Source organism: Nocardia sp. alder85J, from assembly GCF_020176955.2.
In the GTDB taxonomy this organism is placed as follows: domain Bacteria; phylum Actinomycetota; class Actinomycetes; order Mycobacteriales; family Mycobacteriaceae; genus Nocardia.
On the sequence record NZ_JAIUCZ020000001.1, the window covers coordinates 153,879 to 176,580 of the forward strand.

General features: G+C 71.6%; 23 protein-coding genes. 17 read left to right on the plus strand and 6 right to left on the minus strand.

What is annotated here, in order from left to right; genetic code table 11:
* Nucleotides 1-146: 146 nt before the first annotated feature.
* Entirely contained in the window at nucleotides 147-1,115 is a 969-nt protein-coding gene (locus LBW94_RS00685) for a hypothetical protein (protein ID WP_225055967.1), read from the plus strand.
* Here LBW94_RS00685 and LBW94_RS00690 read toward each other — a convergent pair.
* A complete protein-coding gene (locus LBW94_RS00690; protein WP_225055965.1) occupies nucleotides 1,084-2,289 on the minus strand; it encodes a sigma factor-like helix-turn-helix DNA-binding protein in 1,206 nt (401 codons plus the stop codon). The two genes, LBW94_RS00685 and LBW94_RS00690, sit on opposite strands and share 32 nt — an antisense overlap.
* A 102-nt stretch (nucleotides 2,290-2,391) precedes the next feature.
* The gene (locus tag LBW94_RS00695; RefSeq protein WP_225056204.1) at nucleotides 2,392-3,909 is read right to left on the minus strand and encodes a serine/threonine-protein kinase; all 1,518 of its coding nucleotides are present in this window, start codon (nucleotides 3,907-3,909) and stop codon (nucleotides 2,392-2,394) included.
* Between the two features lie 273 nt (nucleotides 3,910-4,182).
* Here LBW94_RS00695 and LBW94_RS00700 point away from each other — a divergent pair, with 273 nt between their 5' ends.
* From LBW94_RS00700 to LBW94_RS00725, 6 genes are all read left to right on the plus strand, one after another.
* The gene (locus LBW94_RS00700) at nucleotides 4,183-4,974 is read left to right on the plus strand and encodes a hydroxyethylthiazole kinase (protein WP_225055964.1); all 792 of its coding nucleotides are present in this window, start codon (nucleotides 4,183-4,185) and stop codon (nucleotides 4,972-4,974) included.
* A gap of 7 nt (nucleotides 4,975-4,981) precedes the next feature.
* A complete protein-coding gene (locus tag LBW94_RS00705; protein WP_225055962.1) occupies nucleotides 4,982-6,334 on the plus strand; it encodes an LLM class flavin-dependent oxidoreductase in 1,353 nt (450 codons plus the stop codon).
* A gap of 157 nt (nucleotides 6,335-6,491) precedes the next feature.
* A complete protein-coding gene (locus LBW94_RS00710) occupies nucleotides 6,492-7,592 on the plus strand; it encodes a sulfurtransferase (RefSeq protein ID WP_266269459.1) in 1,101 nt (366 codons plus the stop codon).
* 4 nt (nucleotides 7,593-7,596) lie between these two features.
* Entirely contained in the window at nucleotides 7,597-8,202 is a 606-nt protein-coding gene (locus tag LBW94_RS00715; RefSeq protein ID WP_266269461.1) for a GntR family transcriptional regulator, read from the plus strand.
* A gap of 64 nt (nucleotides 8,203-8,266) precedes the next feature.
* A complete protein-coding gene (locus LBW94_RS00720; protein ID WP_225055957.1) occupies nucleotides 8,267-9,016 on the plus strand; it encodes an alpha/beta fold hydrolase in 750 nt (249 codons plus the stop codon).
* 4 nt (nucleotides 9,017-9,020) lie between these two features.
* Complete coding sequence (locus tag LBW94_RS00725) at nucleotides 9,021-9,827, plus strand: hypothetical protein (protein WP_225055955.1); 807 nt, start codon at nucleotides 9,021-9,023, stop codon at nucleotides 9,825-9,827.
* Nucleotides 9,828-9,834: 7 nt separating this feature from the next.
* On the opposite strand, the gene LBW94_RS00730 is transcribed toward LBW94_RS00725, so the two are convergent.
* Nucleotides 9,835-10,632 (minus strand): IclR family transcriptional regulator, encoded by a 798-nt coding sequence (locus LBW94_RS00730; protein ID WP_225055953.1) that lies wholly within the window; start codon nucleotides 10,630-10,632, stop codon nucleotides 9,835-9,837.
* 186 nt (nucleotides 10,633-10,818) lie between these two features.
* Here LBW94_RS00730 and LBW94_RS00735 point away from each other — a divergent pair, with 186 nt between their 5' ends.
* From LBW94_RS00735 to LBW94_RS00765, 7 genes are all read left to right on the plus strand, one after another.
* A complete protein-coding gene (locus LBW94_RS00735; protein ID WP_225055951.1) occupies nucleotides 10,819-11,865 on the plus strand; it encodes an ABC transporter substrate-binding protein in 1,047 nt (348 codons plus the stop codon).
* Complete coding sequence (locus LBW94_RS00740) at nucleotides 11,862-12,869, plus strand: ABC transporter substrate-binding protein (protein ID WP_225055949.1); 1,008 nt, start codon at nucleotides 11,862-11,864, stop codon at nucleotides 12,867-12,869. The genes LBW94_RS00735 and LBW94_RS00740 overlap by 4 nt, the downstream gene beginning before the upstream one ends.
* Nucleotides 12,866-13,711, plus strand: a complete 846-nt coding sequence (locus tag LBW94_RS00745) for an ABC transporter permease (RefSeq protein WP_225055947.1) — start codon at nucleotides 12,866-12,868, stop codon at nucleotides 13,709-13,711. The genes LBW94_RS00740 and LBW94_RS00745 overlap by 4 nt, the downstream gene beginning before the upstream one ends.
* Complete coding sequence (locus LBW94_RS00750) at nucleotides 13,708-14,424, plus strand: ABC transporter ATP-binding protein (protein ID WP_225055946.1); 717 nt, start codon at nucleotides 13,708-13,710, stop codon at nucleotides 14,422-14,424. Before LBW94_RS00745 ends, LBW94_RS00750 begins: the two co-directional genes overlap by 4 nt.
* 166 nt (nucleotides 14,425-14,590) lie before the next feature.
* On the plus strand, nucleotides 14,591-15,130 hold the full coding sequence (locus tag LBW94_RS00755; RefSeq protein ID WP_225055944.1) for an LLM class flavin-dependent oxidoreductase: 540 nt from the start codon (nucleotides 14,591-14,593) through the stop codon (nucleotides 15,128-15,130).
* Complete coding sequence (locus tag LBW94_RS00760; RefSeq protein ID WP_225055942.1) at nucleotides 15,120-16,250, plus strand: LLM class flavin-dependent oxidoreductase; 1,131 nt, start codon at nucleotides 15,120-15,122, stop codon at nucleotides 16,248-16,250. The genes LBW94_RS00755 and LBW94_RS00760 overlap by 11 nt, the downstream gene beginning before the upstream one ends.
* Nucleotides 16,247-17,161, plus strand: coding sequence for an ABC transporter substrate-binding protein (locus tag LBW94_RS00765; RefSeq protein ID WP_225055940.1), 915 nt, complete (start codon nucleotides 16,247-16,249; stop codon nucleotides 17,159-17,161). The genes LBW94_RS00760 and LBW94_RS00765 overlap by 4 nt, the downstream gene beginning before the upstream one ends.
* Nucleotides 17,162-17,180: 19 nt before the next feature.
* On the opposite strand, the gene LBW94_RS00770 is transcribed toward LBW94_RS00765, so the two are convergent.
* From LBW94_RS00770 to LBW94_RS00780, 3 genes are all read right to left on the minus strand, one after another.
* A complete protein-coding gene (locus LBW94_RS00770; RefSeq protein WP_225055938.1) occupies nucleotides 17,181-17,402 on the minus strand; it encodes an ANTAR domain-containing protein in 222 nt (73 codons plus the stop codon).
* A 147-nt stretch (nucleotides 17,403-17,549) separates the two neighbouring features.
* Nucleotides 17,550-18,590, minus strand: coding sequence for a phosphotransferase (locus tag LBW94_RS00775; protein ID WP_225055937.1), 1,041 nt, complete (start codon nucleotides 18,588-18,590; stop codon nucleotides 17,550-17,552).
* Entirely contained in the window at nucleotides 18,590-19,654 is a 1,065-nt protein-coding gene (locus tag LBW94_RS00780) for a phosphotransferase family protein (RefSeq protein ID WP_225055935.1), read from the minus strand. Before LBW94_RS00780 ends, LBW94_RS00775 begins: the two co-directional genes overlap by 1 nt.
* A gap of 215 nt (nucleotides 19,655-19,869) precedes the next feature.
* Between LBW94_RS00780 and LBW94_RS00785 the strand changes: the two genes are divergently transcribed.
* The 3 genes from LBW94_RS00785 to LBW94_RS00795 are packed head-to-tail and all read left to right on the plus strand — an operon-like array spanning nucleotide 19,870 to nucleotide 22,690.
* Nucleotides 19,870-21,081, plus strand: coding sequence for a CaiB/BaiF CoA transferase family protein (locus LBW94_RS00785; RefSeq protein ID WP_225055934.1), 1,212 nt, complete (start codon nucleotides 19,870-19,872; stop codon nucleotides 21,079-21,081).
* Entirely contained in the window at nucleotides 21,078-21,494 is a 417-nt protein-coding gene (locus LBW94_RS00790) for a Zn-ribbon domain-containing OB-fold protein (RefSeq protein ID WP_225055932.1), read from the plus strand. Before LBW94_RS00785 ends, LBW94_RS00790 begins: the two co-directional genes overlap by 4 nt.
* On the plus strand, nucleotides 21,491-22,690 hold the full coding sequence (locus tag LBW94_RS00795; protein ID WP_225055930.1) for a thiolase C-terminal domain-containing protein: 1,200 nt from the start codon (nucleotides 21,491-21,493) through the stop codon (nucleotides 22,688-22,690). The genes LBW94_RS00790 and LBW94_RS00795 overlap by 4 nt, the downstream gene beginning before the upstream one ends.
* Nucleotides 22,691-22,702: the final 12 nt, after the last annotated feature.

Here is a 22,702-nt window from a genome sequence, read left to right on the forward strand (position 1 = left end):
GGCGGAACGCGGATGGTCACGCCGGGCTAGCGGTTGGGTAACAAAAGGTGCCCGGATGCCCTGAATCGGACTCGGTTGTGCGGCAATCTAGATGTAGCGGACCGGAACGGGCCGCGGGTGCACGGGTGTGTGAGGGGCGTGGTCGCGTGAGCACGAAGGAACAGCCCGGGATCGGGCGTACGCAGGTGGCGGTCGTCGCCGCCGAACGGGCTCCGGAGCCTCCGGAACTACTGAATCTCCCGGCGGTGGAACCGAATCCACGCGGGCATCGGCCGGGCCGGCGCTGTCGCGAGCCCGACTGCGGCGACTGCCGCTGGGACGTGCAGCGGATGAAGTACTGGTTGCGCGGCTGGCTGCTGGCCTGCGGCGCCGACGACGCCGAGGTGGACAGGTCGCTCGGCGCCCAGACCACAGGATTGTTGTGGCACCGTGATTCTCGTGTCTGTGCGATCGAAATTCGCAGTGCCCCTGTCACTTTGGAACAAGCCTGGGAGCGCAGCATCCGGTTGCGGGCCGTCGGCTGCAACGAGGTCCTCTGGTTGTGCCCGCCCGGCTACTGGGTACCCCACATCCAGGCGGTGGCCGTAGACGACTTCGCCCCCGACGGTACGGGCTACCAGGTGGTGGCGGGCCTGCTGGAGACCACCGTCAGCGGACTGGCCACGCCCTCGACCCGGCAGCACACCCTGCGCGAATTCATCGAGGACTGGGTCGCGGGCCGGGTGGCCTGGGGCTTTCGCGACGAGGACACGGGAGGATGGGCCACGGTGACCGACTGGGAACAGCACACGAACGCGCAGGCGGCCGTCATCGCACAACAGCGCCGGGAACTGGTGCACCAGCGCACCGCCCTGGCCCTGGCACGCAAGGCGACCCGCAAGAAGGAACGGCAGGTCGACCGACTACAACGGGATCTGGTGGAGGCCGAGGAGGTCGCCGAACGACTGGCCGTCACCCGCCGCAGTCTCGACGACCACCACCGCGTCGACGCGGGCCTGCGTTACACCATCGAACGCGAGCGGGTGGCAGTCCGCCACTGGCAGTTGATCACCTGGTTCTCGGTCTTCATCATCATCGCGTTCCTCACCGCGGCGATGATCCTGGTCCACCGGTGAGTTGGGGCCCCTGTCCCATCCGGAAGGGGCCTCGTTCCCAGCACCAGTTGTGGCGCAGGGCAAGCGCGGTCACGTCGACCACGTCCAGGTCGGCGTTCTCGCGGTAGCGGGTGAACTCCGCCCAGTCCAGCGGGCCGTGCGCCAAACGGTTGCGGAGCGGATGCTCCCGCCGCGCTTCGACACTGTGCTGCAACAGATCCGGCACGCCCAGCCGGCTGCCGGTGAACACCAGCCACCCCCAGCCGTGGTCGTGCGCCACCGCGCGGGCGGCCTCCAGTTTGGCCCGGTTGCCGTGGAAGGCCACACGGCCCAGCGGCACCACGTCGATCAGCAGCACCCGGCCGTCGGTGAGCCGGGCGCCGACGGTGGGATGGTGGATGCGCTCCACGTCGTCGAGCCGATAACCCGCCACGACCGGCCGCTCGGTGAAGGTGGCCACCGATTCGCTCTCGTCCAGCATCCGCAACAGCCGGGCCTCCAGCGCGGTGTCGAACGTGGTCTCCCGGCCCAGTGATTCGGCGAACACGTGGCCGCGCGCATCGTCGTCGGCGTCGATGGTGTGGATCGGCAGTTCCGGCAGGTCCGCGGCAGTCCCGCCGGCCCATTCGACTCGGCGCAGCAGCGGGATCAGCTGTCCGGCAACGGGTTCGACCGGACGCGCCGCGGCCGGGTGCCAGCGACCGCGCTGCTGCCAGCCCGCGATGCGCTGGAACACGAAGCCCGCCATGCGTTTGGCGTCCATCAGCGCGTGCCCGGCCAGCCGCAGTTTCAGATAGGCCAGATCCTGCGCCGCGATATCGCTGTCGGTGACATAGGTCTCGCCCAGCAGCGCCCGGACCAGCCGTTCGTCACCCCAGCCGACCGGATACCGGCGCGCGAACAGCCCGACGTCGGGATGTCCGGTCGCCTGCACCCGCCGCACCATCTGGCCGACCGCGCGGGTGTACAACTGCCGCACCCGATCCCGCGACAGTCCGTAGCGGGCGCCGATCATGGTCAGCGTCTCCGGCCGTTCCCCGTCCAGTCCCAGGCGGGCGGTGATCAGCTCACCGTCGCGGGCCCGTTCCCCGGCCTGTTCGGCGGCCATGACGGCCAGGATCTCGTCGATCTCCTCGAGCTCGAACGACAGGCCGTCGCGCAGATCGTCGAGCAGTCCGGTGGGTACCCTGTCCACTGTCGTCACCGCATCCCTCGCCTTTCGCACGCTCTTTCGAAAGCCTAGGGCCGCGGCGTGGTTCCGGCCGGGAACTGCGGGCGTGTCGGACCGGGGCGGCGGTCAGCCCAGCGGCGCCGACAACCACCAGGCCAGGTTCTCCTCGGGCGTCGGCAGGATCGACAGCAGCAGGATCCGCTCCCGATCCGGGGCGCCGCGGAATGCGGTGACCATGTAGGTGAATCCGCTGGATCCGATGCCGGACATGGTGTACGTGGTGTAACCGATGCCGTCCTTGGTGCGATCGGCCCGGATGTTCGGCGGCAGTCCCGCCAGCACGGCCCGCGCGGCGGCGGGCGTGTCGTACAGGTAGTAGAGGTACTGGGAGACCGGGTCGGCGTTCATCGCGCCCGGGCAGTTCGCCGCCACCGTCCAGTCGCCGAAAAAGGGCAGGGTGTCGAACTTCTCGTGCGTGTCGACGGTGTCGAAGCCGCACCAGGCGTTCCGGAATCCGGTGTCGCGGCCACCGGTCGCGGGCACCATGCGCGGAAACGTGCTGTGCAGCAAGGCCGCCGCGGCGGCCGGACGGGTGTCGGCGGTGGTGGCCGGGCCGGGGACGGTCGTCGGCGCGTACGCCACCGGCGGCACGGTGACCGGCACCGATACCGCCGCGGCCCGGTGCGGCGCCGAATTCGTCACGCCCACAGCGGCTGCCGCGGCCACGGCCAGCACCGCCGTGGCCCCGGCCGCGAGCAGCGCGGTCCGGCGGCCACGGCGGGGCGGGGGGCTGCCCTGCGGCGCAATCGGATACGGCATGTCCCGTGGCGCCGTCAGCGCCCGCTGCGCGGCGGCCGCGAACTCCCCGCACCCGGCGAACCGTTGCTGCGGGTGCGGGGCGAGCGCGGTCGTCAGCACCGCGTCCAGCGCGGGCGGCAGCTCCGGCCGCAGCGCGCTCACCGGAACCGGTGCGCTGCGCCGGATCTCGAGCAGCGCGGCCGGATTCGTCAGCGGGTAGGGCACATTCCCGGTGAGCAGCCGATACAGCGTGCACGCCAAGGCGTATTGATCCGCCCGATCATCGACCTCGGCGCCCGCGAGTTGCTCCGGGGCGGCGTAACCCAGCGTGGCGGTGAGATTTCCGGTACCGGTGCGATGGGTGCTGTCGTCGTGTAGTCGGGCGATGCCGAAATCGCTGAGCAGCACCCGGTTTCCGGTCTCCGCCGCGATCAGGATGTTGGCGGGCCGGACGTCCCGGTGCAGGATCCCGCTGGCGTGCGCGTAGTCCAGGGCGTCGGCGATGTCGGTGACGATCCGCACCGCCTCCGCCGGCGCCAGCGCGCGGGCGTCGAGACCGGCGGCGTCGGCGCCGTCGACGTACTGCATCGCGATCCACAGCCGGTCGTCCTCGATACCCCGGTCGTGCACGGCGACGATATTGGGGTGGTCCAGCCGGGCCGCCAGATCCGCCTCCCGCTCGAACCGGGCCCGGATCGCCCGATCCCCGCTGAGCGCCGGATCCAGTACCTTCAGCGCGACCCATCGCGGCAGCCGGGGATGGCGGGCCAGATAGACCTCACCCATGCTCCCGCGGCCCAGCAGCCGCTCGATCACATATCCGGCGAAGTCCTGCCCCGGTTCCATCACCCCCGAACCTCCTGCCCGGCCGCCCACCCCGCGGCCCACGAGTCCGACGCCCCGCATCGTAAGCCGTCGGCGGTGTCCGCGCCGGTCCGTGCTCCCACGGCGGGAACTCTCACAACCGGACCGCCCGGTGAGTTCGGCGCCGGACCGGATTCGGCTCACGCTGCGCGCAACCCTCGTTCCTGCCTGCATCCAGCTGTATGCAGTGATATGCACGCAGCGGAGGGCGCTGTGCGCAGCGGAGTCGCTCCGCTCGCGGGTCGAGGAGACGGTATGGACGAGATCAGGTTCGACGCGGACACCGGCGTGTCGGACGCCTATCGCAGCATCGGGGCCAAGGCGCCGTTCGTCTACGGGCTGACGAACTACATCGCCGCCAATCTGAACGCGAACGTGCTGCTGGCGGCCGGTGCGGGTCCGGCGATCGGAGCGGGCGCCGACTGGCCGAGCACCTTCCCGGCCGCCGCCGACGGCGTCTGGATCAACACCGCCGCCGTGATGAGCAACGACGGCGACACCCTGCGCACGGTCGCCGCGACCGCGCGGGCCGCCGGGACCCCGTGGGTGCTGGATCCGGTCGCGCACGGCGCCGGGGCCGGCGAATACGACGCGCTGGTGCGTTCGTTGCTGGAGCATCGCCCGGCGATCATCCGCGGCAACGCCAGCGAACTGATCGCCCTCGCCGGTGGCGACGCGGCCGGTAAAGGGGTCGAGACCACCGCGGATTCCGGGCAGGCGGTGGCCTTCATCGCCGAACTCGCCCGCCGCACCGGGGCCGTGGTCGCGGTCAGCGGTCCGGTCGACTACGTCTGCGACGGTGCGCGCACGGTGGCGATTCCCGGCGGTGACGTCCGGCTGACCAAGGTGACCGGCGCCGGATGCAGTCTCGGCGCGCTGAGCGCGGCCGCGGTGGCGGTGATCCCGGATCCGTTCCTGGCGGCGGTGACCGCGCACGCCGCGTTCGCGCGGGCCGCCGAGGCCGCCGCGCGGCGGCTGGGCCCCGACGGCGGCAGCGGCTCCTTCGCGGTCGCGCTCGTCGACGAGCTGTACGCACTGGCGAACTGAGGAGATCATGCATCTGGCAGCGTTCCTGAACGCCGGCCCGCAGGGCACGGTGGGCTGGCGGCATCCGCAGGCGGCCGACGGCTTCCTCACCACCGCGCACTACGCGCACCTCGCGCGGGTGCTGGAGGCCGCCGGATTCGACCTGGCCTTCGTCCCGGATTCGCTGGCCGTGCCACGCAGCCTGGGTGATTCGTTCGATCCGGCGGTCCGGTGGGGGACGGGCACGCCGCGGCTGGATCCGATCCCGGTGGTGACCGTGATGGCGGCGGCCACCACCCATCTCGGCGTGGCGGCCACGGCGTCGACCGGCTACCAGCAGCCGTACGGCCTGGCCCGCACCTTCGCCACTCTCGACCATCTCACCGGTGGCCGGGCGGGCTGGAACGTGGTCACCAGTTTCCAGGACGCGGAGGCGCAGAACTTCGGCGAGTCCGGGCTGCCCGCGCGCGGCGACCGCTACCGCCGGGCCGAGGAATTCCTCGAGGTCACCACCCGGTTGTGGGACAGCTGGTCCGACGACGCGCTGATCCGGGACAAGGACTCCGGCGTGTTCGGCCGCCCCGAGGAGGTCGAGGCGATCGACCATCACGGCGAATACTTCACCGTGGCCGGACCGCTCGGCGTGCCACGGCCGCCGCAGGGCTATCCGGTGATCATCCAGGCCGGCGCCTCCCCGGCGGGCCGGGATTTCGCCGCGCGCTGGGCGGACGTGGTGTTCTGTAGCCACGAATCCCTGGACTCCGCGGTCGATTTCTACCGCGACATCAAGGCCCGGGTGGCCGCACGCGGCCGCGATCCCCGGCACGTCAAGGTGCTGCCCGCGGCCACCACCGTGGTCGGCCGCGACCACGCCGAGGCGGTCGCCGAGCACGAGGCGTTCGTGCGCCTGGTCACCCCCGAGGCCGGCCTGTCCCGGATGGCCTATCACGTGAACGTCGACCTCACCCGCTACGACCTGGACGGCCCGCTGCCGCCGCTGGAGGAGGTCGGCGTGGAGGGCCACTACCGGGAGATCGTCGAGTTCGCGCAGCGGGAACGCCTGACCATCCGCGAGATCGGCCGCTGGTACGGCGCCCGCACCGAGGGCGACATGGTCGGCTCGCCGGTCGAGATCGCCGACACCATGGAACGCTGGCTGGACGCCGGGGCCGCCGACGGTTTCATGATCCAGGCCACCCACGTCCCGGTCGCCTTCGAGAAGTTCGCCGCCGAGGTGGTGCCGGAACTGCGCCGCCGCGGCCTGGTGCCGACCGAGCGCACCGGCACGACGCTGCGTGAGCGACTGGGCATTCCGCGCCCCGAGCGCGGGGAGTGGCGGGCACGGGCCGCCTCCACCGCTGCCGCGACGGTGGCGCGGTGAGCAGGCAGGCCGACGGTGGGACGGGATCGGGTCTCGCCGGTCGTGATGCGATGACCGACCGGGTCGGTGGTGGCGCGGTGATCGGTCGGGCCGACGGTGGCACGGGATCGGCGATGCTGACAGCGATGTGCCGACCGGCACAGAAAGCGGTGATGTGGTGACGGATACGACGGGGGCCGGTGCGGCGACCGGACCTATCGATGGTGGGGTGCCGACCGGTTCCGCGCTCGTGTCCGCCGACTGGTTGCGTCATCACGCGGCGGAGGTGGTGATCCTCGACGCGAGCATCCGGCGCGGCACCGGGGATGAGCCGCCGTTCGCCGACGGCCGGGCCGATTTCGAGCAGGGGCACATCCCCGGGGCGCGGTTCGCGGACCTGTTCCGGCAATTCTCCGACGGCACTTCGCCGTTCCCGTTCATGCGGCCGACTGCGGACCAGATCCGTTCCGTCACAGCAGAATCCGGCATCACCGACGAGTCCGTGGTGGTGGTCTACGACCGGCTGTCCGGAGCCTGGGCGGCGCGGGTGTGGTGGGTGCTGCGCTCCTACGGATTCGAGCGGACGTTCGTGCTCGACGGCGGGCTGACGGCCTGGACCGACGCCGGTCTTCCGGTGGAAACCGGTGCGGCACAGCCGGTCTCGGTCACGGCCGGGGTCACGCCGCGCGACCGGCCCGGCTTTTTCACGGGATTGCCGGAGGTCCGGGCACTGTCGGAGCAGCCGGATCCGGCACGTCCGGTGGTGTGCGCCTTGCGCCTGCCCGACTATCTCGGCGATCCGGATCGTCCCGGCTCCGGGCACATTCCGGGCTCGATCAACCTGCCCTACCCGGACACCTTGGACGAGCACGGCCGGCACGATCCGGCGCGGACCCGCGATCTGGTTGCCGCACTGGGCCTGCCGGACGCGAGCACACCGGTGTTGTACTGCGGCGGCGGGATCAACGCGGCCGGGCTGGCGCTCGCGTTGCACGAGATCGGCCGCGGCGACGTCACGGTGTTCGACGGCTCCCTGTCCGAATGGCGTGCCGACCCAACCCTGCCCCTGCAAATCGGCGCGGCCGAGCTGAGCGGTGCGGCGGAGGTGAGCGGTGCGGCGGAGGTGAGCGGTGCGGCGGAGGTGAGTGGTGCGGCCGAGGTGAGCGGTGCGGCGGAGCTGAGCGGTGCGGCCGAGCCGGGTGGCGTGGCCGAGCCGGGCGGCGCGGCCGCGCCGCCGGGGCGTGATGGCTGCGCGCACCGGGAACCCCAGCGCTCGTGACACCGTGTACGAGACGGTGCGGCACCGGCTCACGGCCGGGGAGTACGGTCCGGGGACGGCGCTGGTGCCCGCCACCCTCAGCGCCGAGTTCCGGGTGTCGCGGACGCCGGTGCGCGAGGCGCTCGGGCTGTTGGAGCGGGAAGGGCTGTTGGTCGGCACCGCACGGGGATTCGTGCCGCGCATCCGCACGGAGGAGGAGGCGCTGGAGATCTTCGAGGCCCGCGCGATCCTGGAGTCGGGTGCGGCCGCCGCGGCCGCCGAGCGCCGCACCCATGCCGATCTGCTACGCCTGCAAGAGATCTCGGAGCGCGCCCGTGAGCAGACCGATCCCGCCGAGGTACGTCGCTACCTCAACGCCTGGCACGACGCGGTGCGCCGGGCCGCGCACAACGACACCCTCGGCGCTCTGTTGCACACCCTGGAGGCACAGGCGAAACTGGCCGCGCCCTGGCGTTCCGGCGACCACGGCCGGCCGTTGGCGGAGCGTCGCGACGAACACGACGCCGTCCTCGCCGCGATCACCGACCGCGACGCCGACCGGGCCCGCCGGGCCATGCTCGAACACCTCGCCCGCGACCGGGATTTCCGGATCCGCCACGCCGCCCGGTGATCTCTCGGCCACCGCACAGGACATCGCCACGTCCTCGTCACATCGGCCCACTACCGTAAGCGCCATGGGCACCCCTCACCTGGTTCTGCTGCACGGGCAGCCGGGCAGCCGCGCGGACTGGGACGCGGTGGCCGACCGGCTGCCGGGCTCGCGGCCCGTCGTGGCGTGGGATCGGCCGGGCTACGGGGACAACCGATTGCCGGTGTCCGGCCTGGCCGGCAACGCGCGGTGGCTTGCGGACCGCTTGGCGCAGGCCGAGATCGACGACGCGATCCTGGTCGGGCACTCCTACGGGGGCGGTGTCGCGCTGGCAGCCGCCGCCGCGGCCCCCGACCGGGTGCGCGGCCTGGTGCTCATCGCCAGTATCGGACCGGGCTGCGTGAACCGCTGGGACGCACTGCTGGCCGCACCGGTCGCGGGCCCCGCGCTGGCGATGGCGGCATGGTCGGTGCTGCCCTGGGTGGCGCGGCAGGTCCAGGGCCACGCGGCGGCCCCGGCCCGCGAGTCCTTGCAGGCCCTGGCGGGCATCCGGCACGAGCACGGCCGGGTGTGGCGCAGCTTCCTCACCGAACAGCGCGAACTGCTGCACGGCCTGGACCACTGGCTGGACCGCGTCGCCGAACTGGGCCCACCGGTTTTGATCGTCGCCGACCCGGCCGATAAGGTCGTCCCGATCACCACCGCCCACGCGTTGCACGATCGGCTCCCGGGCTCACGGCTCGAACTGGTCGGGGCCGGTGGCCACCAGCTACCGCGACGGATACCGGGTGTCATTGCAGAGCAATTGGGTGAATTCGCCGACTCGCTGGGCTGATCGAATGGCCGCCACCGCCCGCGAGCGGGTCCGCGCGTACCTGCGGTCCGAGCATCGGCCGGTCCCCGCGCGCATTCCGCTGGACCCCGAGCACGGGCTGGCCCGGCGGGTGGCCGACGAGGTGCGGTGGTCGTTCCACTCGCCGCGGTACTGGCTGGAGGGTGTCGCCGCGAATCTGGTGCTGTCGCTGCTGTATCTGCTGGTGTCGCCGTTGGCGCACCCGCATCGGCAGTTCGGCTGGGTGGTGCTGGTCGGCACCTATTTCGCCACGTTCATCCTGGCCGACGTCACCACCACCAACATCCTCGGCCTGGACGCGCCGCGAGTGCGGGCCGGGATGGCCGCGGGCATGCCGGTGCGCAGCATCCTGCTGACGAAGAATCTGGCCCTGCTGGTCATCGCGGGGCTGCCGCTGCTGGCCCTCACTGCCGTGCTGGCCCATTCGCTGCCGCCGACGCGGCTGCTCGCCACCCTGTTCACGGTGCTGCTGCCGCTGCTGTGCTGGCTCGGCATCGGCAACCTGATCTCGGTGCTGCTGGCCGTGGAGACCCGGCCGCTGATCCACCGCTGGCGGACCCGCCGCAGCCGCACCACCTGGCTCTGGGCCGGGCACCTGGCCCTCCCGTACGCGCTGTACTACCTGGTCGCCCCGATCGACGGCACCCAGCACGATCCCCTGCTGCGACTGCTGCCACACATCGACCGGAGTCTCCGCTTCGTCCTGAACGCCGGTGTGGGACTGAGCGTCTGGCTGCTCGGCACGCTGGCCGCCCTGCTGATCGTGCGTTATCGCGGCCTGCGCGCCTACTGAGCGCCGGTCAGGGCAGCGCGATCACCGGTCGCGGACCGGTTCGCCGCCGATTCGGCGGCAGCAGTACCACTTCCAGCGCGGTCGCGCAGGCTGTGGCCTGTTCGGCGAACCAGCCCAGCCGCTCGGCGGTGATGGTCTCCGGCGACGAGCGCAGCGCCAGCGCGAAGCGGGCGTGATCGCCGGCGTCCAGCACCGGGACCGCGACCGTCCGCACGCCCGAGGCGGATTCGCCGTCGTTGAGGGCATATCCGGCGGCCCGGACCCGGATCAGCTCCTCGCGCAACGCCTGCGGATCGGTGATGGTGCGGTCGGTCTGCGGGGTGAGCGGCGCGCCGACCTCCCGGTCCACCTCGTCGGACCAGGCCAGCAGCACCTTGCCCAGCGCCGTCGAGTGCAGCGGTCGGCGCAGCGCGCGGCCGTGGTCGTTGGCCAGCGAACCGCCGACCAGGATCACCGCGTGCGCGCCGACGCGCACGGCCAGGTCGGCGGTGACGCCGGTGCGCTGCGACAATGCCGCCAGTTCCGGTTCGGCGCGGTGCAGGCCGCGGCGGTGATAGGCGGCGCGGCCGAGTTCGGCCATGGTCGGTCCGAGCGCGTAGCGCGCGGTGTCGGGGTCCTGTTCCAGGAAGCCGGTCGCGGTCATCGCCCGCAGCAGGCGGTGGGTGGTCGACAGCGGCAGATCCGTGCGGCGGGCCAGATCCGAGGCGGACAGTTCCTGCGGGCTGTCGCCGAAGCAGTGCAGCAGCGCCAATGTCCGGTGCACGGCCTGTGCGCCGTCGCGGGTTTTCGTCGAATCCTCGGCCACCGCTCGAGTCTTCCATAATGTGGAAGGTATTGATCTCCAAGTGCGACTTATAATCTCGCTGATTCCATAATATGGACTACCCGGAGATCCTCGGGCAGCATTGGGCGCCGAGTGGTCCGTCTTCCGCGGATCCGCGAGCGAGCCGGGCTCGCCGCCGTCACCCGTTGCGCCTTCGGAGGTCCCGCGATGTCCACGTCCGCCCCGCCGGAAACGCTCGACACGCTGTGGTTCACCCGGTGCCCGGTGCCGACGGCCACCGGGATCGCGGCCGACCGGGGCTGGCTGACAGCCGAATTCGCCGCCGACGGGCTCGCCGTCCGCTCGTTGCAGGACGGCGGGCCCGGGATCCGCCGCGACAGTCACTACACCCACTCGCTCACCGGCCTGTTCCGCGAGGGCGGCAACGTCCCCGCACTCTGGGCGCGCGCCGGCGGCGAGCCGACCCGGCTGATCGGCCTGACCTGGATCGAGGAGCGGCAGGCGATCCTGGTCCGCCGCGGCCACGACGTGGCCGACCCGGCGCAACTGGCTGGGCGGCGCATCGCGGTCCCGCGCCGCCGGATCGCCATCGACTTCTGGCGGGCCATGGCGCTGGCCGGATTCGCCGGTGTGCTGGCCGCGGCCGGGCGCACCCTCGCCGACGTGATCCGGGTCGACATCGATGCCGCGGCCGGCGCCGACCAGTGGGTGGCCGAACTCGAGGCGTTGCGCGACGGCCGCGTCGACGCGGTCTACGTCAAGGGCGCCCTCGCCGTCGAGGCCGCCGCCCGCTACGACGCGGTGACCGCGATCGATCTGGATGCCTTCCCGGACAAGCACATCCGGATCAACAATGGCACTCCGCGCCCGGTCACCGTGCATCAGCGGCTGCTCGACGAACATCCGGAGATCGTGACGCGATTCCTCGCGGTGCTGCTGGAGGCCGCCGACTGGGCCGCCGCCAACCCGGCCGACGTGCCGCGCATCCTGGCCGCCGAGACCGGCGCGGGCGCGGCCGGCGTCGCCGGGGCGTATGCCTGGACCGACCACGCCGACCTGCGCCTGGAACTGTCCGGGCAGCGCCTGGACCTGCTGGCCCGGCAGGAGCGCTTCCTGCGCGGCCACGGCTTCCTGGCCGCGCCGGTCGACGTCGCCGCCTGGTCCGACCCGCGACCGCTGGCCGCCGCCGCGGCACTCGTCTCGGCGCGCGCCGGCCGCCGATCCGTCCCCACCGAAGTTCGGAGTACCCGATGACCGTCACCCGTGTCCTGGCGCTGGCCGCCGCGCTCACGCTCACCGCCGTGGTTTCCGCCTGCTCGTCCGGCTCGGGGAACACCGGCCCGGCGGCGAGCGGCGCCACCGTCACCCTGCGCATCCCCGATCCGGGTAACGCCGGTGCGCTGGCGCTGGGCAAGAAGGACGGCAGCCTGGACGCCGCGCTGGCCACGGTCGGCGCGAAGGTGCAATGGACCGGCAGCGCCGGGCCGTTCGCCCCCGCCGCCCAGGAACTGGACAACAACGAACTCGATGTCGCGGAGGGTTCGATCACCTCCGCGGTCGCGGCGCTGGCGCAGAAGCCCGGATTCGGGCTGTTCGCGGCGGTCGCCCCGGACGCCGTCGGCGAGGGCATCCTCGTGAAGGATTCCGCCGCCATCAAGACCGTCGCGGACCTGGCCGGCAAGAAGGTCGTCGTCGCGCACGGCGGGTCCAGTGAATATCTGCTGCTGCGAGCCCTGGCCCGCAACAACGTCCCGGCCGATGCGGTGACCCGGGTCTACCTGCAACCCAATCAGAGTGCGGCGGTGCTGCACTCGGGTCAGGTCGACGCCTGGGCGACCTGGGCGACCTACTCGGTCTCCGAACGCGCCAACGCGGGTGAGCACTTCCTGGTCGACGGCCGCGACATCGGTTCGCAGAACTACGCGGTGTGGGCGGTGCGCAACGAGTTCGTGCAGCAGCATCCGGCGGTGGTGAAGGCGTTCTACGACTATCTGCACCAGGCCGAGCAGCGGCAGGCCCAGCAGCCGGCGGACTATCTGAACGTCTTCCACAGCACCGGTCCGGACGCCTTCGACGGTAAGCAGCGTGATCTGGAGATCGAATATCTGAAGGCGGCCGGGCCGACCTCGGCGATCACCGCCGCCGACAAGGCGGCGTTCGCGGAGGTCGCGAAGTTCTTCGCCGACCAGAAGGTCCTCGACGGCGCCTTCGACGTCGATCCGCATCTGGTCGATGTCACCGCGCTGGCGGACCGATGACCACGGTGCAGGCCCCGCCGCTCGTGGCGGCGCACGGCGACCTGATCACCCCGCGGGTCCGGCTGCCCCGGCCCCGGCCGCGAGGGGTGGCGATCGCGCTGCGGGCACTGGGGCCGCTGGTGATCCTGGCCGTCTGGTGGATCGCCTCGGCGACCGGCCTGCTCACCCCGGATCTGCTGGCCTCCCCGCCGGAGGTGTTGCGCGCCGCCGGAAAGCTCTGGGACAGTGGGCAATTGGCCGACGCTCTGCGAGTGTCGCTGGGCCGCGCCGGAACCGGGCTGTTGTTCGGCGTGCTGACCGGCCTGGTACTCGGCGTGCTGACCGGATCCTGGCGCCTCGGCGAGGATCTGCTGGATTCGGCCGTGCAGACGCTGCGCGCCCTGCCGTTCCTGTCGCTGGTGCCGCTGTTCATGGTGTGGTTCGGGATCGGCGAGTCGGCGCGGATCATCCTGATCGCGGTGGCCACCACCTTCCCGATGTACGTGTCGACCTTCGGCGCGGTCCGCAACACCGACCCGAAACTGATGGAGGCCGCGCGGACCTTCGGTCTGAGCCGGACGGCCGTGGTCGCTCGTGTCGTGCTGCCCGGCGCGTTGCCGGCGTTGCTGTCCGGGCTGCGGCTGTCGACGACGCTCAGCGTGATCGCGCTGATCGCCGCCGAGGAGATCAATTCCACTGCGGGACTGGGATATCTGATGGCACAGGCGCAGAACTTCTCCCGCACCGACATCCTGTCGGTGATCATCCTGATCTACGGACTGCTCGGCCTGCTCGCCGATATCGTGATCCGCGCGCTGGAACGTGTGCTGATGCCCTGGCGTACCGCGGGCGGCGTCCGATGAGCCCGGCGGGCAACGCGATCCGGCTCGAAGGGCTCACCCGTGCCTTCGGCGCCCGCCGCGTCCTGGACGAGATCGGTCTCACCGTGCGGCGCGGCGAATTCCTGGCCCTGCTCGGTGCGAGCGGCTCCGGCAAGACCACCCTGCTGCGCATCCTGGCCGGACTGGATCGCCCGGACGCCGGGACGGTGCTCGTTCCGCGCGCCCGCACCGTGGTCTTCCAGGAACCGCGCCTGATCCCGTCGCAGCGGGTGCTCGGCAATGTCACCATCGGCCTGCCGCGCGGCGCCGCGACCCACGCGACGGCGCTGGCCGCGCTCGCCGAGGTCGGCCTGTCCGACCATGCCCGCGCCTGGCCCGCGACCCTGTCCGGCGGCGAGGCGCAACGCGTCGCCCTGGCCCGAGCGCTGGTCCGCGAACCCGAATTGCTGCTGCTGGACGAACCTTTCGCGGCGCTCGACGCCCTGACCCGGCTCCGGATGCAGGACCTCGTCGCCGACCTCTGCGCCCGCCACCACCCGGCGGTCCTGCTGGTCACCCACGACGTCGACGAGGCCATCCGGCTCGCGGACCGGATCGCGGTGCTGCGCGACGGCCACCTGGTCACCGACGAGACCGTGACCGTCACCCGCCCCCGCGATCCCGGCGACCCGGACTTCACCGCACTGCGCCGCCGCCTGCTGGCAGACCTCGGGGTCACGGGGGCCGCGGCATGACCGGCCGGGTGCCGGAGGCGGCAACGCAGCGGTTCCACCGAGAGGCGCCGGTCGCACCCGATGGATACGGGATGACCGGAGCCGCGGTCCGGTTCGTGCTGTGCGTCCCGCGGACCGGCGACGACTGCCGCCGTAATCACGCTGTCTGGCAAAGGATTCGACTCGTATGACACATATCGTGCTGCCCCGGGCGGCCGACGCGCCGGAACCGGTGCGGCTTCCGGTCCATCTCACCGATCTGCGACCGGCGCCCGAATCGTCCGCGCTCGCGCTGGCTCGGGCCGCCGATCTGGCGGGTCTGGCGGGCGTGCTGGTGCCGTTCGATCCGGACGGTCCGGAGTCGCTGGTGACGGCGGCGGCGCTGTTGCGCGCCACCCGGTACGTGGAGATCGTGGCCGGGATCCACAGCGGGATCGCCACCCCGCAGTACGCGGCGAAACTGTCGGCGTCCTTGCAGCGCTTCTCCGGTGGGCGGCTCGGCTGGCATCTGGCCGCCGACGATCCGGGCCGGGCGGAGTTCGTGGCGGTGGCGCGCGAATTCTGGCACTCCCCACAGGGTTTGCCGAAGCCGTTGTCCGACAATCCGTTTCCCGCTCTGTACCTCGGCGGTGTCGACGGCCGGGGCACGGCCGGATTCGTCGAGGTCGACCACGATCCGGGCGAGGTGTATCGGCTGGGGGAGAAGGAGTCCGCACGTGTCGGTTGACATCTATTGGCGCATCGCGATGGAGGGCGACCAGACCTCACTGCGGCGGCCGGGCAGCAGCCGGGGCGGATTCGCGCCGCAGCTGCCCGACGCGCTCGCACCCGGCCACCGCGACGGGGGCTGGGACGGCTTCACCCACGCCGACTACATGGCGGAGGTGATCCGGGCCGCGGAGGAGTCCGGCTTCGTCGGCGGGCTGCTGCCGTCCTTCCCGCACACCGACGATCCGTGGGCGGCCGCGGCCACGCTGGCCGCCGAAACCCGTAGCTGGCGTTTCATGGTCGCCTTCCAGCCGGGATTCCTGCATCCGGTGCAGGCGGCCCGGATGAGTGCCACCCTGCAGCGGGCGACCGGTGGCCGGCTGGTCTACAACATCATCTCCGGCGGCGGCGGGCCCGCGCAGCTGTGGTGGGGTGACGCCACCGCGCACGACGACCGCTACGCCCGCACCTCGGAATTCCTGGACGTGCTGAAGGGCGTGTGGCACGGCGACGGCGGCTTCCGGCACGCCGGCCGGTTCTATCGGGTGGACGACGGCGGCCTGCCGGAACTGCTGGCCGGGCAGCCGTTTCCGGAGATCTACTTCTCCGGCTCGTCGCCGGCCGCGATCGACGCCGCCGGTCGGCACGCCGACTACTACCTGTCCTGGCTGGAGCCGTTCGAGGCGCTCGCCGCGAAATTCGAAGCGGTGCGGGCGAACAGCCCGCGGCCGCCGAAATTCGCGGTGCGCGTGGACGTGCTGGCCCGCGAGACCGCGGACCAGGCGTGGGAGGAGATCCGCCTCGGCTGGGCGGCCGCACCGGAAACCGCCCGCACGGAGGGTGATTCGGTCGGCTGGCGGCGCAGCCAGGATTTCGCCGCGGCCACCGGCTCCGGCGGCCACCGGGCGCTGGAGGTGCAGCCCAACGTCTGGGGCGGCTTCCATCGGCTGCGCCCCGGCCCGGCCTTCGGCCTGGTGGGATCGTACGAGGAGGTCGCCGCACGGCTGGACGAGCTCATCGATCTGGGTGTCGGCGCCTTCATCCTGGCCGGCGTCCCGCATCTGGAGGAGGCCCGCCGGGTGGGCCGCCACGTCCTGCCCCTGTTGAAAGATCGCACCGGAAAGGCGAATTCGCGATGACCATCCGCATCGGTTACTTCCCGCAGAACAACACCCTGTGGGTGCTGCGGCATCTCGGCCTCCTCGAGCAGTCCCTGCCCGATATCGAATGGGTGGATCAGCGGACCCTGGACAACCCGCGCGTCGATCCGACCACCGGTCTGCCCTCCGCGCACGGCGACCACCTGTTCGACGGCGGCTACGACGTCATCGGCACCGGCTCCACACCGCCGGTCACCGCGCAGGCGAAGGGCCACGACATCGTGTATCTCGCGGTGTCCGGCCCCCGGGTGGAGAACGGCCGCCTGGTCGTGCACGCCGATTCCGGCATCCACGAACCCGCCGACCTGCGCGGCAAGCGGGTCGCCCTCGGTCACGGTTCCTGGCAGACCACCCTGTTGCTGCTGGCCCTGGAGAAGGCCGGGCTGGGCTGGGCCGATATCGTCCCGGTCGACGCGTACACCGATGCGGCGCAACGGTTCCTGGACCGCGAGGTGGATGCCTGGGTGGGGTCGTACCCGTTCCTCACCGGGGTCGAGCGGCAGGCGTCGTTGCGCGAGGTGATCCCCACCGACGGCCTGTTCAGTCACCGCTCGCTGTGGTTCACCAGCCGCGCGTTCGCGACCGCCCGACCCGCCGAACTGGCGGCGATCGTGGCGGCGTTGCAGGCGGCCGACGAGTGGATCCGGGACCATCCCGCCGAGGCCGCCGCGCTGTTCGCCGCCGACGACGGCCGCCCGGTCACGGACTGGGAGCACGCGCTGCGCACCCGGCCGTGGGGCCTGCTGCCGATCGAGGCCGACTTCGTCGCCGAACAGCAGCACGCCGCCGACCTGTTCTTCGGCAACGGCCTGATCCAGCGGCGGATCCGGGTCGCCGACGCGGTGCTGCCCGAACTGGGCGCGCTGGTCCGGGAGGTGGCGAACCGCTGAATCCGCCGCTCGGCGGCGGTCACCCGGCGGCGCCGCCGATCTCCGCGGCCACCACGGCCAACGCGACGCGCCGCCGGGCCGCGATCTCACGGAGGATGCCGAGGGCGGTGGCCCGGTCGCAGTGTCGTTGCGCCATCACGACTCCCAGCGCCCGATCGGTCGCCGAGCCCGACCGCAGCGCGGTCCGTATCTGCTCCGCTCCGAGGACCTGCCGGTGCTGTTCCATCATCGCGTCCAGCATGAGAATCACATCCGTTCGACAAGCCGACTGTCGCAAGCGACCGTTCGGTCAGGGTGGTCCCGGACGAATACCCACTGCGGCCGTCCGTCCAACGTGTCGTTCGGAGGAACGGCGATAACCGGCTGTGGCGTGCGGGCGGTGGCCGGCTCACACGCCGAGCAGGCCCAGGCTGTCGTGCCGGGCGACCGCGGCGGCCAGCCGGCCGGTGAGGCGCTCGATGATCGGGCGGGCGACCGCGCGGGTGATACCCCACAGGTACAGGCCGTAGGGCAGGTAGGCGCGGTACAGCCACCACGCCTGCTCCCGCTGCGGCGGTGTGGCCCCGTGTGCGGCGAGCCGATCCAGATAGTGGTCGAGCAGGTCGCGTTCGGTGGCGGCGAGGTCGTCCGGGTCGAGGACGGTGGCGAGGTGGTAGCCGACGTCGAGCGCCCAGATGCCGCGCTGCACCACCTGCCAGTCGATGAGTCCCGGCCGGCCGTCGGCGAGTTCGTAGATGTTGCCGGTGTGCAGGTCGCCGTGCACCAGACAGCCCGGATGGCCGGCGCGCAGGGTGTCCATGGCCGCCATGGCGGCCAGCAGGCGGTCGGCCCGGCGCGCCGGCGCGGGGACGTCCCCGGCGCGGCCGTCGTCGAGCAGTTGTTGCAGCACCTCGGCGGGCAGCACCCGCGACAGGCCGGCCAGCCGGGGCGGGAAGTGCTGCTGGAGTTCACTTTTGGTGTTCCCCCAGGTCGCGGCGTGCAGGGCGGCGAGTTGGTCCAGGGTGCCGGTGGCCTGGTCCGCGCTGTAACCGACCAGCGGGTCCAGGAATCGCGCGCCCGCCGCGACCAGATCGTGCATCAGCACCAGCGCGTGGCCGCTGTCCGGATCGACGGCGGCGTGGACACAGGGCGGTGTCCGGATCGGCAGCCGCCCGGCGGCGAGGTGATAGAAATCGGCCTCGGCGCGGGTGGCGCGGCCACGGGTGGCCGGATCGAAATATCCCTTGGCGCACAACGCCGGTGGGGCGGCGGTCCGGTCGCGGTACTCGACCCGGAAGCGCAGCTTGGTGGCGACGGTGCGCAGCCGCTCGGTCACCTCCGTACGCACCGGCACGGCATCCGGATACCGTTGTGCCAGGACGGGAGTGAGCCATCGCGGTGACAGCACCACGGCCTCGTCGCAGGGGGCGGGCCCCTCGGTGGGGGTCATCACAGATCCTCCGGATCGGGCAGGCCGAGCAGGCGGCAGACGTGCGGAATGTAGGGCCCGCGGCGCGGTTTCACCGACGGCAGCCGCAGCGAGCGGCCGGTGTGCAGGCTCAGCAGGCCCGCCTTCAGGCCCGCGAAGACCTCGTGCCACAGCAGATTGTCCGCTCGCAACCCGGTCAGGCGCTGCCAGCGGTCGATGGTCTCGGCGCGGGTGCCGAGCCCCGGCAGACGTGCGACATCCTGTGCGGTGCTGTGCATCTCGTCGAACAGCAACCACCAGGCCAGATCGGCCGCCGGATCGGTGAGCGCGGCCTGTTCCCAGTCCATCACGCCGACCACGCGGAAGTCGTCGCCGAACATGATGTTTCCCATCCGGGCGTCGCCCCAGGACAGGACGGTCGTGCCGCCGGCCGGCCGGTTCTCGGTCAGCCATCCCATCAGGGTCCGCACCGTGGCCGGGACGTCGTCGCCGAGCGCCCAGGCGATGTACCGCTGCCAGTAGGTCAGCTGCTGCTCGTCGCCGGTCGGGCCGTGCTCGGGCCGGTCCACGAACGGCACCGCCGCCACCGGCACCCGGGTGACCGCCGCGAGTTGCTCGACGGCGCTGTCCCACAACACTCTTCGCTGTTCGGGTGTGGCGTCGGCGAGCCAGCCCTCGCGGTTGTAGACCGGCATGCTGACCGGCACCCGGCCCGTCATCCGCCGCATCAGGTAGAAGGGCCGGCCGAGCGGGCCGGGGTCCTCCTCGAACCACAGGGCCTCGGGGACCCGGACATCGCCGTGCTGTCGTAACGCGACCAGGATGTCGTACTGGATCCGGAACTTCGGTTCGAAGAACATCTGGAACTCCGGGGCGGGTGCGATGCGCAGCACCAACTCCTCGGCGGTCCCGCCGTGCCGGACTCGAATCAGGATGGTCTCGTTGGAGATTCCCGCGCCGCGTGGGTAGTCGAGTCGATCGATCTCGACGGCCGGGACATCCAGCCGGGCGGCCAGCCACGCCCGCAGGGCGGTCGCGGTGGCGTCGAGATCACGACCCTTGGAGAAGACAGGCGCCTGCTTCATTGCTCTCGCCTTTCGGATCATCGTGCCACCTGAGGCTAGAACAGCACTCTGATCCTCGGGTTGAAATCAAAAAACTCATGATCAAAGTAGAACTATGATCCCAAATTGCGAGAACCTTGTTACGCTCACGGGGTGTGGACGGATCGTGACGCCGGGGGGTGACCGGCGAAAAGTCTTGTGATGCAGTGCAATCCGAACCAGGTTGAGGAGGCGGTATGGAACAGGGCGCGTTCGACGGAGTGCGCGTCGTCGAGTTGGCACAGTGGGTATTCGTTCCGGTGGCCGGCGCGTTGCTGGCGGACTGGGGCGCCGACGTGATCAGGATCGAGCGACTGGACGGCGACCCCTATCGCGGGCTGGCCACCCAGGGCATCGGCACCGACCGCGGCGGCCCGAATCTCTCGGTGGCGCTGGCGAATCGGGGCAAACGCTCGGTCGCGGTGGATCTGCGCGCGCCCGAGGGCCGCGCGGTCCTGGACGAACTGCTGGCGACCGCCGACGTCCTGCTGACCAGCCTGCGCCCCGGTGCACTGGCCCGGCTGGGACTGGATCCGCAGGCCCTGCGTGACCGCTATCCGGGCCTGATCTACGCCCGCGGCCACGGTTTCGGCGTGCGCGGACCGGATGCGGACCAGCCCGGTTACGACAGTTCGGCTTTCTGGTCGCGGGGCGGGCTGGCCTACATCCTCACCCCCGGCGAGCGTGACCACCCGATCTCGCAGCGCGGTGCGATGGGCGATCGCAACGGCGCCGTCGCCCTGGCCTTCGGGATCGCCTCGGCGCTGCTGAAACGCACCCGCACCGGCGTCGGCTCGGTGGTCGACGTCTCGCTGCTGGCCACCGCGCTGTCGACCCTGTCGTCGGATCTGCTGGTGGCCCTCAACGGCCCCGCCCCCGAGCCGGTGAACGGCCGTGGGCCGCAGGTGAATCCGCTGACGTCCAGCTACCGCACCGCCGACGGCCGGCACATCCAGCTGATGTTCCTCCAGGGCGACCGCTACTGGGCGGACTTCTGCGCGCTGATCGGCCGCCCGGAGTGGATCACCGACGAGCGCTTCGCCGATCTCGCGGCCCGCCGCACCCACAGCGCCGCCTGCATCGCGGCCCTGGACGACGAATTCGCCGGCCGCACCTTCGCCGAGTGGAAACAGCTGCTGTCCGGCCTGGACGCTCCCTGGGCGCCGGTGCAGTCCATCGCCGAACTCACCGCCGACCCGCAGGTGCTCGCCAACGGCTACGTCGGCGAGGTCGAACTCGAGGACGGCAACACCTACCGATTCCCCACGGTGCCGGTGCAATTCGACGAACAACCACCGGTGCTGCGCCGGGCCCCCGAACACGGCGAGCACACCGAGAGCGTGCTGCTGGAACTCGGCTACGACTGGGACCGGATCACCGCGTTGAAGACCGCCGGAGTGGTGCCGTGACGAACCGCCCACTCCCGGTACCGGATGCGCAGTCGGCCCCGTTCTGGACCGCCGCCGCGACCGGCGTGCTCACGGTGGCCCGCTGCTCCGCCTGTACCCGGTACACCGCACCCCCGGACCTGGTCTGCCCGCACTGCGGTTCCACTACACCGGAATTCACCTTCACCCCGGTCAGCGGCCGGGGCACGGTCCGCTCCTGGACGGTGGTGCGGCAGTCCTTCCTCCCCGGCTTCGACACCGACCTGCCCTTCGTCCTGGTCGACGTGGAACTCGCGGAACAGTCCGAGCTGCGCCTGATCGGCCGCCTGCTCGACGGCCCGGACGCACCCCTGCGCCTCGGCGCCCCGGTCCGCGCCGCCTTCGAACACCTCACCACCGACATCGCCGTCCCCGCCTTCGAGTTGGCCTCATGAGCGCCCGGTTCGCCGCGCGGGATCGGGTCGCGATCGTGGGGTACGCGCACAGTGCGGTGCGGCGGCAGGCGGATCGGCCGCTGGGGGTGCTGGCGGTGGAGACCGCGCGGGCGGCGATCGCCGATGCCGGGCTCGAGGTCGGGCAGGTGGACGGGTTCGTCGGGTCGGCGTTGTTGCCCAGTGCCGGTGACCATGCCCGGCAGGACGGGGTGAGTATCGTGTCGCCGAACTGGCTGGCCCAGCACCTCGGCGTCGATCCGCACTATGCCGCCGGATTCGACGGGATCGGGCAGTTGACCGGGTCGGTGGCGATGGCGGTCAACGCGATCGCCTCCGGTGCGGCGGATTACGTTGTGCTGCATCGGGCTCTGCACAATCCCGGTGGCCGGTACCACGGGAATCCGATCCGTGCGGTGGCCGGGGCGCAGCAGTGGACCGCGCCGCAGGGCTTCTTCGGGCCGCTGGCCACGATCGCGCTGCCGTACCAGGAATATCTGCAACGGTACGGCGCGAAGCGCGAATCCATGGCCGCGGTGGTGACGGAAGCGCGTAAGAACGGTTCGCGGCTGCCCTGGTCCTATTGGGCCGGAAAGCCGTTGGCCACCGAGGAGTATCTCGCCGCGCCGCAGCTGTTCGATCCGGTCTGCACATTCGACTGCGACATCCCCGTCGACGGTGTCGCGGTCTTCGTGCTCACCTCCGCCGAACGGGCCGCGGATCTGCCGCACCCGCCGGTGTACGTGTCGGGGTATGCCTCGGGTGCGCCGACGCGGCGGCGGCTACCACAGCATTGGCCACTGGACGACATTCTCGACGGTGGCGCCGAGACCGCGCGCCGGTTGTGGGAGCACGCCGGGATCGGCCCGGGGGCAGTCGATCTGCCGCAGGTGTACGACGGGTTCTCGCCGTTCGTGTGGTTCTGGCTGGAGGTGCTCGGTTTCTGCCCGCGCGGGGAGGCGCACCGGTTCGTCGCCGACGGCGGGATCGACAGTGACCGACCGGGTGCGCTGCCCGCGTTGTCCGGTGGGGGAGCGCTGGGCAACGGGCGCATGCACGGTGTGCCGCAGATGCTGGAGTGCTATCTGCAACTGTCCGGCCGCGCCGGCGACCGGCAGCGCGCCGCGACCGTCGGCGTCGCCTGCCATTCCTCCCCGCATTTCGGCGGGGCCGTCGTCTATACCTCGAATCCGTTGTGAGCGTTGGGAGTA

Coding starts and splice junctions, on each gene's coding strand:
- LBW94_RS00695 (WP_225056204.1), bottom strand. CDS start 3,909: ATGGAACCGGGGCAGGACTTCGCCGGATATGTGATCGAGCGGCTGCTG.
- LBW94_RS00700 (WP_225055964.1), top strand. CDS start 4,183: ATGGACGAGATCAGGTTCGACGCGGACACCGGCGTGTCGGACGCCTAT.
- LBW94_RS00705 (WP_225055962.1), top strand. CDS start 4,982: ATGCATCTGGCAGCGTTCCTGAACGCCGGCCCGCAGGGCACGGTGGGC.
- LBW94_RS00720 (WP_225055957.1), top strand. CDS start 8,267: ATGGGCACCCCTCACCTGGTTCTGCTGCACGGGCAGCCGGGCAGCCGC.
- LBW94_RS00725 (WP_225055955.1), top strand. CDS start 9,021: ATGGCCGCCACCGCCCGCGAGCGGGTCCGCGCGTACCTGCGGTCCGAG.
- LBW94_RS00735 (WP_225055951.1), top strand. CDS start 10,819: ATGTCCACGTCCGCCCCGCCGGAAACGCTCGACACGCTGTGGTTCACC.
- LBW94_RS00740 (WP_225055949.1), top strand. CDS start 11,862: ATGACCGTCACCCGTGTCCTGGCGCTGGCCGCCGCGCTCACGCTCACC.
- LBW94_RS00745 (WP_225055947.1), top strand. CDS start 12,866: ATGACCACGGTGCAGGCCCCGCCGCTCGTGGCGGCGCACGGCGACCTG.
- LBW94_RS00750 (WP_225055946.1), top strand. CDS start 13,708: ATGAGCCCGGCGGGCAACGCGATCCGGCTCGAAGGGCTCACCCGTGCC.
- LBW94_RS00755 (WP_225055944.1), top strand. CDS start 14,591: ATGACACATATCGTGCTGCCCCGGGCGGCCGACGCGCCGGAACCGGTG.
- LBW94_RS00765 (WP_225055940.1), top strand. CDS start 16,247: ATGACCATCCGCATCGGTTACTTCCCGCAGAACAACACCCTGTGGGTG.
- LBW94_RS00770 (WP_225055938.1), bottom strand. CDS start 17,402: ATGCTGGACGCGATGATGGAACAGCACCGGCAGGTCCTCGGAGCGGAG.
- LBW94_RS00775 (WP_225055937.1), bottom strand. CDS start 18,590: ATGACCCCCACCGAGGGGCCCGCCCCCTGCGACGAGGCCGTGGTGCTG.
- LBW94_RS00780 (WP_225055935.1), bottom strand. CDS start 19,654: ATGAAGCAGGCGCCTGTCTTCTCCAAGGGTCGTGATCTCGACGCCACC.
- LBW94_RS00785 (WP_225055934.1), top strand. CDS start 19,870: ATGGAACAGGGCGCGTTCGACGGAGTGCGCGTCGTCGAGTTGGCACAG.
- LBW94_RS00795 (WP_225055930.1), top strand. CDS start 21,491: ATGAGCGCCCGGTTCGCCGCGCGGGATCGGGTCGCGATCGTGGGGTAC.